The sequence below is a fragment of the Bradyrhizobium sp. STM 3557 genome, from assembly GCF_045571465.1.
GTDB lineage: Bacteria > Pseudomonadota > Alphaproteobacteria > Rhizobiales > Xanthobacteraceae > Bradyrhizobium.
In genome coordinates, this window is the sequence record NZ_CP120697.1 from 6705708 (window position 1) to 6717805 (window position 12098).

Genomic DNA, 12098 nt, shown 5'->3' on the forward strand with positions numbered 1-12098 from the left:
CCATGCCGACCGAACCTGCGGATCTCGATTCCGAATCGACCGAGCGCGAGGACGGCGTCGCGCTGTCGCTCTCCGGCGGCGGCTATCGCGCCATGGTGTTCCACATCGGCGCGCTCTGCCGCCTCAACGAGGTTGGCCTGCTCGGAAGACTGAAGCGCATCTCCAGCGTCTCCGGCGGCTCGATCACCGCGGCCTATCTCGGACTGATGTGGAGCCGGCTGGAATTCAACGCCGGCAAAGCGGCCAACTTCCAACTCTTCATCGAGGGCATGCAGAAGATGGCCGACACCAGCGTCGATATCGGCGCCGTCGTCGGCGGCATCTTCCTGCCCGGCACCATCAGCGACCGGGTCGCGGAGGCCTATGACGATGTGCTGTTCAAGGGTGCCAAGCTTGCCAACCTGCCCGACGATCACGGCGGGGCTGCGCCGCGTTTCGTCATCAATGCCACCAATGTGCAGACGGCCGCGCTGTGGCGGTTCTCGCGGCCTTATATGGGCGACTATCACGTCGGTCTCATCGACGCGCCGAATGTGACACTGGCGACGGCGGTCGCGGCGTCCTCGGCATTTCCGCCGATCCTGTCGCCGCTGACATTGCCGATCAAGCAGCCGGTGCGACCGACCAAAGGCGCCGACCTCAATCACATTGCGGCCTACACGACGCAGGCGATCCTGAGCGACGGCGGCGTGTACGACAATCTGGGCCTCGAAACCGTCAAGCGCTTTTCGACCCTGCTCGTCAGCGACGCCGGCCAGAAGGTCGAAGCCGAGCCGGATCCTGCGCATGATTGGGCACGCCACGCGGTGCGTATCCTCGACGTCGTCGACAACCAGGTCAGGTCCTTGCGCAAGCGGCAGCTGATCGAGGCCTACAATCGCGGCGACCACACCGGCACCTATTGGGGCATCCGCACCAACTTCGCCGACTATCATCTGCCGAGCGATCCCTTGAACTGCCTGCACCGCGATCCCGAGCCGCTGGCGGCGATCCCGACGCGGCTGCAGAAGATGCCGCGCGACCAGCAGAACCGGCTGATGAACTGGGGCTATGCGATCTGCGATGCCGCGCTGCGCGCGCATATTAGCGCAGAGCTGCAGCAGAAGCTCGGCATCGAGATCACCGCGCCGTCAGGCTTTCCGTTCCCGGGAGATTATTGAGCAGAGCATGTGCTCGACCCAGGCGCACGCCTTCAACCAGGTGTCGCGCGAGCCGCTGCTCACGGCGCCGACGCACAAGCTGTTCATCGACTACAATTTCTGAGCACGCGGCGCAGCGTTCAACACGTCCTGCGCCGCCCGGCCGAGGCGCTTGCCGGCATCGACCAGATCGCCGGTCGGAAATCCCGAATAGCCGAGCACGAAGCCGTCGGGGCCGCGCTGCATGATGCGCGCCTCCGACAACAGCCGGCACTCGATGCCGGCGCGCTCGCGGATCACGGAGGCGGCCTGCTTCGGCACGCTTGGTGGCAAGGTCGCCAGCAGATGCAGGCCTTGCGCGGGGGCGGCGATCTGCAGACATCCGCGAGCGGATTTCGCCAGCGTCTCCGCGACCGCATCGCGCGCCTGCCGATAACGTGGCCGCATCCGCCGCATGTGCGCCGATATTACGCCGTCCGCCATCAGATCGGCCAGCGCATCCTGCATGAAGCGCGGCGGAAAGCGATCATGCGTCGCTCGCGCCGCGACGACGCGGCCGACCACAGAAGGCGGCAGCACGAGATAGGCCAGCCGCAAGCTCGCGAACAGCGTCTTGGCGAACGTGCCGATATAGATCACGTGCTCGCCGCCGATCCCGGCCAGCGCAGTGAGCGGCGGGCCGGCGAAGCGATACTCGCTGTCGTAATCGTCCTCGAAGATGAAAGCCTTGGCCGATCTCGCCCAGTTCAGCAGCGCAACGCGGCGCGTCATGCTCATGGCAACGCCGGTCGGGAATTGATGTGACGGCGTGACATAGGCTGCTTTGGCGGCGCTGTCCGCCTTTTCGCCCGCGGTCACCACGATGCCCTCGGCATCGATCGGCACCGGCACCAGCTTCATGCCGGCGGCGCGCAGGGTGTCGCGCGAGGCGTAGTAGCCGGGGTCCTCGAACCAGACGGCGCAGCCGGGCTTGAGCAGCGCCTCGACGCAGAGCCGCAGGCCATGCTGCGTGCCGTTCACGATCATGATGCAGCTTGGATCGCAGCGAATGCCCCGGTTGGCAGCGAGGTAGTGCGCGACCTGCGTGCGCAGATGCAGGCTGCCGCGCGGATCGCCATAGCCAAGCTCATCGACCGCAGCATGCACAATGCGGCGGCGACTGGCATTGCCGAGGCGCTTGAGCAGCGAAGGGTCCGTCAAGGTGAAGCCGAGCGCGAACGGGCGATGCGGCGTGGTGCGGACCCTGATGTCGGCGACCGGCGCCGATGTCGAGGGCGCCGGCAGCTCGGCAGCAACAAAAGTCCCGGAGCCATGCCGTGCCTCGGCCAGGCCATCCGACAGCAATTGCTCGTAGGCGGCGACAATGGCGTTGCGGCGGACGCCGAGCTGCTCGGCGAGCACACGCGTCGACGGCAGCCGCAGGCCCGGCACTAACAGGCCGTCGACGATCGCGGTCCGCAACGCGCCATGCACCTGCTGCGGCTGGTTGCGGATCGCACGATCGAGGCGGATCGGCAGGGCCTGCACGTCATCCCGGGTGCGCCTCAAAGTGGTTGCTCTATTTGGCATGAAAGTGGAACTCACGGCGACCACTTTGCCATGGCAAGACACGCTCGCCAAGAGGAGAACGAAAATGTCCGAGCAGGGCCTAGCGAGCTATCCCGTCGACGAGGTGAACCGCGTCAAGCGACGTCACGACCGCGGCCATTACGATCATGCCACGGTGCATGCCTTGCTCGATTCCGCCGCGCTCTGCCACGTCGCCTATGCGATCGACGGCCTGCCTTATTGCACGCCGACGCTGTATTGGCGCGAAGGCCAGACGCTGTATTGGCACGGCTCCAGCGCCAGCCGCATGCTGCGCAACCAGTCGCAAGGCCAGCCCGCCTGCCTCACCGTCACCCATCTCGACAGCCTGGTGCTGGCGCGTTGCGGCTTCAACCACTCCGCCGACTATCGCTCGGTGATGGCGTTCGGCCATGCCCGCCTGATCGAGGACCTGGCGGAGAAGGAGCGCGCGCTGGTGATGATGGTCGACCGCTTCTTTCCCGGCCGCACCGCGACGCTCCGGCCGAGCACGGCGCAGGAGATCAAGGCTACCGCCGTGGTGATGATGGAGATCGAGAAAGCCTCGGCCAAGATCCGGGCCAAGGGCCTCGCTGACGACGAGGAGGACTACGCGTTCCCGACCTATGCCGAACGTATTCCGGTGCGCACCGTGATGGGCGCGCCTGAACCCTGCGACCGCCTGCTGCCAGGCGTGGAGCGGCCTACCACGCTTGCCGGCTTCAGCGCGGGACGTTTGCTCGAGGACGCACTGACCGAGGCCTATGCGATGAGCTATCCGAGGGGATAGTTGGATTTCTCAGTCACCAGAGGCGTCATTGCGGGCGAAGCGAAGCAATCCAGAACTCTCCCGAGGACTCTGGATTGCTTCGTCGCCTTCGGCTCCTCGCAATGACGACGCAGCACGCGACTCTCACCGCTCGATCATCCTGTTCCAGCGGCTGTTCCACTCCGCGCGCTTGGCGTTGATGACATCCCAATCCAGCGTCACGGCGGTCTTCATGTAGTTATGAATCGCCGATAACTTCTGCTCTCCGGCTTCGGTCGTCGCCTTGGTCTTGGTGTTCGAAGGCGCGATGTTGCCGCTCGCGAGCGCCTTCGCTTGCGCCTCGGGCGACAAGAGATAGGCGGCGAGCTTCTGCGCAAGGTCCGGCTCCGAATTGTTGGCGATCACGCATTCGGCGACCATCAGCACGACAGACCCTTCCTTCGGCTGCGCATATTCGACCGGAATACCCTTCTCCTTGAGCGTTGCTACCGCGGTCGGGGTCAACGGAAAGATCGCCGCTTCTCCGGTTTGCGCCATCTCCGAGATCTTTGCCGAGTTGGGGATATATTCCAGCACGTTCTTGCCAATCGTATCCGGGAACGCCTTGAAGCCCGGCTCGACATTATTCTCGTCGCCGCCCTTGATGCGGTTGAACATCAGGAAGGCATGCAGACCGAAGGTCGAGACCGCAGCCGACTGGAACACGACCTTGTCCTTGAATTTCGGATCGGCCAGATCCAACCACGAAGTCGGCGCCGCCCAGCCCTTCTCATCGAACAGCTTTTTGTTGTAGGCGATCCCGGTCATGCCGAGATCGACGCCGGCCGCCATGTCGTCCTTCAGCCGCGCCACCGGCTCGAGGTCGGCGAGCGCAGGCGTTGGCTTCAGCTTTTCGCAGAGTCCCATGCCGGCGGCGCGGATCATGACACCGTCGTCGAGAAACATCACATGCATCTGCGGCTTGTCCTTCGCCGCGATCGCCTTTGCCAGGATCTCCGACGAAGTGCCGGGCACGACGACGATCTTGACGCCGTTGGCCTTCTCGAAATCCGGAAACACCCCTTGCGTGTAGGTCCGCTCGAAATTGCCGCCGTTCATGCCGACATAAAGCGTCTTGGTTTCGGCATGCCCGGCGGCGCTGGCGAGAGCGAGCGCGAGGCCGGCGCAAAGCGAGTGAAGCAAACGGGTCATGCTGTGAACTCCTCGTACGATGATCTTACTGCTTGTCTGTACCAGCCTGCTTGAAGCGCCCGATGGCGAACGGTTCGATGGGCGTCGAGGTCCTACCGTCGCGCACCAGTTCGGCCAGCACGTCGCCGACGCCGGGCGCGATCTGGAAGCCCGCGCCGGAGAAACCGAAAGCATGAATGAGGCCGGGGGTCGTGCTGCTCGGTCCGATCACCGGATTGTTGTCCGGCATGGTCCCTTCGGTGCCGCTCCAGAACCGGATCGCGTGCGCATGGCGCAGGCCGCCGAACAATCCGCTCGCGCGCTGCATGATCGCGAGCACGCCATCGCTGCGCGGGCGCGAATAGTCCGGATTCTCGAGCGGCAGCGCGCGTTCGCCGCCGAGAATGAAATTGCCGCGCGTGACCTGCCGCGCATAGATGCCGCCGCCCTCCATGCCGATATTGACGCCGAGGAACGGGGCGAGCGGCTCGGTCACCACGATCGAAGGATAAGTACGCTGCAGCGGCACCGGCTCGCCGAAATCGCGCGCGAACGTATCGGCCCAGGCGCCGGCGCTGTTGATGACGACACGCGCTCTCAGCGACACCCCGCCGGCCTCGAGCGCGAACCCATTGCTGCTTTTCATGGCTCCGATCACGGCAGTATTCTCCAGCACCTCGACGCCGGCGCGACGCGCAGCGGCGGCAAAACCCGACGCGACCAGCCGCGGATTGGCGTGCCCGTCGCCGGGACAGAACGAACCGCCAACGACATGGCCCGAGATGCCGAAGCGCTCGCGCAACTGATTGTGCCCGACCAACTCGAGATCGAGCCCGAACGATGCGACGCGACTTGCATAGCTTTCGAGGCTCGCCATGTCGGCCTCCGTGCGCGCAAGCTTCAGATGACCGGAGCGCAGGAATTCGCCGTCGATGCCGATCAGCGCCTTCAGCCGCGGCCAGATCGCGTGCGAGCGCTGCGACAGCGGTAGCTGCTCGGGAGGCCGCGCCTGGCGGCGCACGCCGCCATAATTGACGCCGCTGGCCTGCGCGCCGCAAAAGCCCTTGTCGAGCAGCGCGACCAAGAAGCCCATGCGGCGCAGCCGCAGCGCCGCGGAGCTGCCGACCAGCCCGGCGCCGATGATCGCGACATCGGTATCAATGCGCCTCGTCATGCTGCTCTTCGTTCGTGTGATCTGATGCCGCCAGCGCAAACGGAATTGGCTTGATCGGCGGCTGCGCGCGCAGGCGTCCAACTGTCGCAATGTCGCGCCCGGTCTCGCCGGCCAGGAGCTCGGCCGCCGCGGCGCCGCAGACGCGGCCCTGACAACGGCCCATGCCGATCCGGCTCACGGCTTTGAGGCGATTGAGCTCGACCAGTGCGAAATCCTTGATCGTCTGCCGTGCCTCGCCTGCACTGATCTCCTCACAGCGACAGAGCGGCGTGCTATCAGCGATCTCGTCAGCCCAATGCGCAGGATAAGGAAACGCCGCCTCCAGCACGTCGCGAAGACGATCAATCCGCCGCAGCATGCGCTCGAGCCCAGCGGCACGCGCAGCATCGTAGGGCAGGCCGCGATCTTCCAGCAGCGCCAGCGCGGCGCGCTCGCCGGCGGCTTCCGCCGCATCGGCGCCGGCGATGCGCGCGCCGTCGCCGGCGAGATAGACGCTCCTTACGCTGCTGCGGCCGCTGGCCTCGCGCACCGGCAGATGCGCGCGATCGCGTGGATCAAAGCGGAAGGTGCAGCCGGCGAGATCGGCGAGCTGGGTCTCCGATCGCAAATTCAACCCATAGCCAACGCCATCACAGGCGATGCTGTGCGCGCGACCGCCGAGGCCAAATGCAACGCGCTCAACGCGCGCTTCGCCTTCCATGTGCACATCTGTCACGCCGAAATGCAGCGGCGTGCCGGCGAGCCTCAGCTCGGTCGCCATGCGCAGGCCGCGCAGCACGATCGCGGGCGCGAGCGGCAGCGCGTGCCACAGATTGAACTTCGCCGATAGCGGGGCGGCGTCGAGCACCGCGGCGACCTGAACGCCGGCCTTGAGATATTGCCAGGCGACCAGATAGAGCAAAGGCCCGGAGCCTGCGAACACCACGCTTGTGCCGATCGCACAGGCCTGCGCCTTTAGTGCGATCTGCGCAGCCCCGAGCGTGAACACGCCGGGCAAGGTCCAGCCCGGAAGCGGCAGCACGCGATCGGTCGCGCCGGTCGCCAGGATCAGGCCATCATAGGCAACGCGCTGATGGGCGCCATCGTGCATGATGTCGGCGATGCCATCGCGCAAATTCCACAGCAGCGCCTGTGGCCGATAATCGATACGACCTTCGAGTGCAGCAAAGTCGCGATGCAGCCGTTCGGCTTTCATAGCCTCCGAACCGTAACGCGCGCGGGCATCGCGCCCGTCATCGACCAGCGGCTGGCGATAGATCTGGCCGCCGCAGCGCGGCGCCTCGTCGACCACTGTCGGCTTGAGGCCAGCCGCGACCAATGCCTGCGCGGCACGGATTCCGGCGGGCCCGGCGCCGACGATCAACGGGCTTGCACGCTCACTCATGGCCGCCTCGTCGTGATGATCCGCAAGCCCTCGGTGAGCGGCGTCGAGCAGGCTCGCAGGCGCTCACCATCCTCGCACTGCACCCAGCAGTCCTGGCACGCACCCATCTGGCAGAAGCCGGCGCGCGGCGCACCACTGAACTCGCTTTGCCGCAGCCGCTCGGCATGGCAGAGGATCGCGGTCAGCACGGTGTCCCCCTCACGGCCTTCGCACGCGATGCCGTCGAGCGTGAAGGGAATGGCTGCTTTCTCGATACGAGCAATGCGATGAAACAGCGGCATCAGCCCTCCCCGACCAGAATCTTGTCCAGTCCGAAGATGCGGTCGAGCAGCAGCATCGTAGCAGCAGTCAACGCGATCATCAGCGCGGAGACTGCTGCCATCATCGGGTCGATCGATTCGGTCGCATACATGTACATCCGAACCGGCAAGGTCACGGTCGCCGGCGAGGTAACGAAGATCGACATCGTCAGCTCGTCGAACGAGTTGATGAAGGCGAGCAGCCAGCCGCCGGTGATGCCGGGCAGGATCATCGGCACCGTGATGCGGCGGAACACAGTCCAGCGCGATGCCCCCAGTGTTACCGCCGCCTGCTCGATGCTGCGGTCGAGCCCGGAGAGCGCTGATAGCACCAGCCTCAGCACATAGGGCGTGACCACGACGATGTGGCCAAGCGTCAGCCAGACGAAGCTGCCGGTGGCGCCGATCAGCGCAAACAATCGCAGCAGCGCGACGCCCAGCACCAGATGCGGAATCATCAATGGCGACAGGAACAGCGCGTTCAGTGCCGCGCGGCCGCGAAACTGATAGCGATCGAGCGCAAGCCCCGTGGACACCGCCAGCGCGACCGCGATCGTTGCTGCGATCGCGGCGACCCAGAGGCTGTTGACGAAAGACGCGACGAAATCGGGATGATCGAACACCGCCGCGAACCAGCGCAGCGAGACCTGCGTAGTCGGCAGGGTCAGCGTGTTCGCCGGCGTGAAGGCGACGAGGCAGATCACGCCCAGCGGCGCCAGCATGAAGACGACGACGAGAGTGTGGAAGACAACCGCGACCGGACCGTTGCTCTGCATCGCGCTCACCCCAAGGTCCGGCGCGCGCGGCCCTCGACCGCACGGTGATAGGCCATCATGACGACGAGATTGACGACAAGCACGATGATCGCGATCGCAGCGCCGAGCGGCCAGTTCAGCTCGTTCATGTACTGGTCGTAGACCACCGTGGCGGCCACCTTCAGCCGGCGGCCACCGAGCAAAGCAGGCATTGCGAACGCGCTGGCCGAGAGACCGAACACGACCAGGCTGCCGGAGAGCAGCCCCATCGTCACCTGCGGCATCACCACGCGCCGCAGCGCCGTGAAGCGCGAGGCGCCGAGCGTCCATGCGGCGGCTTCGACCATCGGATCGAGCTTCTGCAGCGAGGTCCAGACCGGGATCACCATGAACGGCAGCATCACATGCACCAGCCCGATCACGATCGCTGTCTCGGTGTAGAGCAGCCTCACCGTGCCGATGCCGAGGAAGCGAAAAGCCTCGTTGATGAGGCCCGCGGGTCCGAGCAGCATGCTCCAGCCGAAGGTGCGCACGACGACGGAGACCAGCAAGGGGCCGATGATGGCGAGCAGGAAGATCGCGCGCCACGGCTCGCGCATCCGCGACAGGACATAGGCTTCGGGCGCGCCGATCACGGCGCAGATCAGCGTCGTCAGTGTCGCAAGCCGCAAGGTGCGCCAGAAAATGTTGATGAAGTAATCGTCGGTAACGACAGCGATGTAATGCGCCAACGTGATCTCGTCCTTCACGCCAGTCGCAGAATCATAGACGTGGAACGACAGCGCAACGGTCAGCGCGAGCGGCAGGAGCACCAGCGCAGCGAAAAGCACCGTGCCCGGCAATGTCAGCAGCCACGGTGTCCAATTCGGCATCCAGCTCGCGCGCACGCCGCTCACGACAGCAGCTCCGCGGCCGGCCGCTCCGCGCCGGCTTTTTCGGCGCGTGCGCTTGAAGCGCTCCAATGAAGCGCGACATGCGCGCCCTCGCCCACCGGCTCCACGCCGAGATTGGGCTGGGAGACGCCGAGCACGCCCGCCGCGGTTTCGACGGTGAAGAACCAGGAGCTGCCAAGAAAGAACCGGCCCTTGATGCGGCCATCGAGCCGGCCCTGGCCGAAAGGCGTCAGCGCGATCTTCTCGGGACGGATTGAGAACACGGCCTTATCACCGGCCGCAAGGCCGGCGCCTTCGCACGGTAGCATTTGCCCTGCGATCTCGAGGCCGCCAGCGCACCAGGTGCCGGACAGACGATTCATCTTGCCGACGAAAGAGGAGATGAACGGCGTCGCCGGATTTTCATAGAGCCGATAAGGCGCGTCGACCTGCTTGATGCGGCCATGCTCCATCACCACGACGCGATCGCTCATCGATAGCGGCCTCGCCCTGGTCGTGCGTCACCATGATGGTGGTGGTGCCGACGCGCTGCTGGATGCCGCGCAACTCGAACTGCATCTCCTCGCGCAGCTTGGCATCGAGATTGGACAAGGGCTCGTCGAGCAGCAGCACCGGCGGATCGATGACGAGCGCACGCGCGATCGCGACACGCTGGCGCTGGCCGCCGGAGAGCTGGCGCGGATAGCGGTCGGCCATCGCCGAGAGCTGCACCAGCGCGAGTGCTTGCGCGACGCGCTTGTCGCGCTCGGCGCGCGGCACTTTCCGCATCTCCAGACCAAAGGCTGCGTTCTGCGCCACCGTCATGTGCGGAAACAGTGCGTAGCTCTGGAATACGATGCCGAGCCCGCGGCGATCCGGCTTCTCGTAGGTGATGTCGCGGCCCTTCAGGATGATGCGCCCCGCCGTCGGTTCGACGAGACCCGCAATCATCTGCAAGGTGGTGGTCTTGCCGCAGCCGGAAGGACCGAGCAGCGAAATGAACTCGCCCCTGTCGACGCTGAGATTGACGTCGCTGACCGCAGCGACATCGCCATAGATCCGGGTCAAGGCCTCAAGCGTCAGGAAAGCCATACCACCTCGTCAGGCGGGACGGTCCTCGCCCATGCGGTCGCCGCCCTGGGACCTTTTCATGCGGAGCGCGCATGCGACCGGTCAATGACAGATTCAGCTATCCCGAATTTTTCTTGGAAAAATTCTGACATATGAAATATTAGTCCGCGATAGATGCATTCTATTCTGAAATCGAGATGGACGACCAGTATCAAGCATCCTTCTCCAGCCTGCGCCGCGCGCTCGGTCTGCTGCGCGTTCTGGCCGGTGGCGACCCGGCCGGATTGCGGCTGAAGGACATCGCGCAAGCGGCCCGCTGCAGCCAGCCGACCGCGCATCGCGCACTGCAGGATTTGATCGCCGAGGGCTTTGCCGAGCAGGTCGCGGGCGGCAAGCGCTACCGGCTCGCGCTCGATTTCTACGTACTGGCTGCGCGCGCCGGCCAGGCCAACGGGCTGCGCGAGCTCGCGCGACCGGCGCTGTTGCGACTGTCGGCGACTTGAGCGACACGATCTTTCTGCTGGTGCGCAACGGTTTTGATGCGGTCTGCCTAGAACGCGTCGAGGGCCCGTTCCCGATCCGCTCCTTCACCGGCGATATCGGCGGCAAGGTGCCGCTCGGGCTCGGCCAGGGCAGCCTCGCCATCCTCGCCAACCTGCCGGAGGAGGAGCAGGAAGCGGTGATCCGCTTCAACATCCCGCGGCTGATCGATCGCGGCTTCCTCGACGAGGCCGCGCTGCGCAGCGCAATCGCCAAAGCGCGCGCGCAAGGCTGGGTGAATTACAGCACCGGGCTCATTCCCGGCATGGCCGGCCTTGGCGTGCCGGTGCTCGATGCCGAGGGACGCGCCGTCGCCGCCCTCAGCGTCGGCACGCTCGCCGAGCGGCTGAATCCGGAGCGGCTGCCGCATGTGGTGAAAATCCTGCAGAGCGAGGCACAGGCGCTGGCAGCGAAGCTCAACCCGTTCGACATGGCGCTGCGCTATCCGTCACGCAGCCTGAGCGCGATTTAGGGAGCGAGCGCGTTAGTTGTGGAGATTGGTTATGCGTGAGACGGACCATACGATGAGATGGATGTCTCGCGGCGAGCTCGATGCACCTTCTCCCCTTGTGGGAGAAGGTGGCGCGAAGCGCCGGATGAGGGGTCTGTCTCCGCGGATGCAGACCCCTCACCCGGCTCGCCGTCGCATCCGCGCCGGCGATCCACCCTCTCCCACAAGGGGAGAGGGTGCACCGTTCGTGCGGTGAGAAACTAGCTCGTCGCATCGCAGCTCATTACATTCCATAGGTGCGCAACTGCCGCCCGAGGCTCAAAGCCCAAGCCGCTTGAGCAACTCGTCCGAAACACCCTGCCCCGGGTCGGCATAGGAAATCTCCGGACGTCCCGGCAGGTAGTCCGTGTAGAGCGTACCTTCGAGATGATCATATTCGTGCTGGAAGATGCGCGCCGGCCATCCGATCAACGTCTGCTTGCGCGGCGCACCGTCCGGCGCGGTCCATTCCGCCGCGATGGTGCGATAGCGCGGGACCGCGGCGGTCAGCACGGGAATGCTGAGGCATCCTTCCGGGAACGTGACCTTCTCATCATCCAGTGGATGCCAGGCCGGATTGATCACAACCTCGAACGGAATGGCGCTGCGCTCCTTGATGGCCGCCTCCTTGTCCATCTCGACGCGCTCCTTCGGATCCTTCATCACGAAGATGCGCAGGCTCACACCGATCTGCGGCGCGGCCAAGCCGACGCCGCGACCTTCGAGCGTGACACTCATGATCTCGATCAGTTCATGGAATACCGCAGAGCCGCGCAACTCGGGCAAGACCGCCTGCGCGCGCTGACGCAACACGGGATGGCCGGCCTTCACGATGTCGACAGGTCCGATTGACGTCATTCGTCCACTCC

At 65.3% G+C, this 12098-nt stretch carries 10 protein-coding genes and 2 pseudogenes; 3 read left to right on the top strand and 9 right to left on the bottom strand.

Annotated elements, in window-relative coordinates:
- The first annotated feature begins 2 nt into the window (after positions 1-2).
- Positions 3-1160 (top strand): patatin-like phospholipase family protein, encoded by a 1158-nt coding sequence (locus tag P6U24_RS30985; protein ID WP_407156216.1) that lies wholly within the window; start codon positions 3-5, stop codon positions 1158-1160.
- A gap of 90 nt (positions 1161-1250) precedes the next feature.
- On the opposite strand, the gene P6U24_RS30990 is transcribed toward P6U24_RS30985, so the two are convergent.
- Entirely contained in the window at positions 1251-2708 is a 1458-nt protein-coding gene (locus tag P6U24_RS30990) for a PLP-dependent aminotransferase family protein (protein WP_407156217.1), read from the bottom strand.
- 64 nt (positions 2709-2772) lie between these two features.
- Between P6U24_RS30990 and P6U24_RS30995 the strand changes: the two genes are divergently transcribed.
- Positions 2773-3495 (top strand): pyridoxamine 5'-phosphate oxidase family protein, encoded by a 723-nt coding sequence (locus P6U24_RS30995; RefSeq protein ID WP_407156218.1) that lies wholly within the window; start codon positions 2773-2775, stop codon positions 3493-3495.
- A gap of 123 nt (positions 3496-3618) precedes the next feature.
- Here the strand turns inward: P6U24_RS30995 and P6U24_RS31000 are convergent, their stop codons facing one another.
- The 7 genes and pseudogenes from P6U24_RS31000 to P6U24_RS31030 form a co-directional block, all read right to left on the bottom strand.
- A complete protein-coding gene (locus P6U24_RS31000) occupies positions 3619-4665 on the bottom strand; it encodes an ABC transporter substrate-binding protein (RefSeq protein ID WP_407156219.1) in 1047 nt (348 codons plus the stop codon).
- Between the two features lie 25 nt (positions 4666-4690).
- Positions 4691-5818, bottom strand: coding sequence for an NAD(P)/FAD-dependent oxidoreductase (locus tag P6U24_RS31005; RefSeq protein ID WP_407156220.1), 1128 nt, complete (start codon positions 5816-5818; stop codon positions 4691-4693).
- Positions 5802-7202: an FAD-dependent oxidoreductase gene (locus P6U24_RS31010; RefSeq protein WP_407156221.1), complete on the bottom strand. Its 1401-nt coding sequence runs from the start codon at positions 7200-7202 to the stop codon at positions 5802-5804. The genes P6U24_RS31005 and P6U24_RS31010 overlap by 17 nt, the downstream gene beginning before the upstream one ends.
- A complete protein-coding gene (locus P6U24_RS31015) occupies positions 7199-7483 on the bottom strand; it encodes a (2Fe-2S)-binding protein (RefSeq protein WP_407156222.1) in 285 nt (94 codons plus the stop codon). Before P6U24_RS31015 ends, P6U24_RS31010 begins: the two co-directional genes overlap by 4 nt.
- Entirely contained in the window at positions 7483-8277 is a 795-nt protein-coding gene (locus P6U24_RS31020; protein ID WP_407160654.1) for an ABC transporter permease, read from the bottom strand. Before P6U24_RS31020 ends, P6U24_RS31015 begins: the two co-directional genes overlap by 1 nt.
- 5 nt (positions 8278-8282) lie before the next feature.
- Positions 8283-9128, bottom strand: coding sequence for an ABC transporter permease (locus P6U24_RS31025; protein ID WP_407160655.1), 846 nt, complete (start codon positions 9126-9128; stop codon positions 8283-8285).
- A gap of 20 nt (positions 9129-9148) precedes the next feature.
- A pseudogene (locus P6U24_RS31030) lies at positions 9149-10220 on the bottom strand (ABC transporter ATP-binding protein).
- 176 nt (positions 10221-10396) lie between these two features.
- Between P6U24_RS31030 and P6U24_RS31035 the strand changes: the two are divergent.
- A pseudogene (locus tag P6U24_RS31035) lies at positions 10397-11211 on the top strand (IclR family transcriptional regulator).
- A 297-nt stretch (positions 11212-11508) separates the two neighbouring features.
- Here the strand turns inward: P6U24_RS31035 and P6U24_RS31040 are convergent.
- Positions 11509-12087: a peptide deformylase gene (locus P6U24_RS31040; RefSeq protein WP_407156223.1), complete on the bottom strand. Its 579-nt coding sequence runs from the start codon at positions 12085-12087 to the stop codon at positions 11509-11511.
- Positions 12088-12098 lie beyond the last annotated feature (11 nt).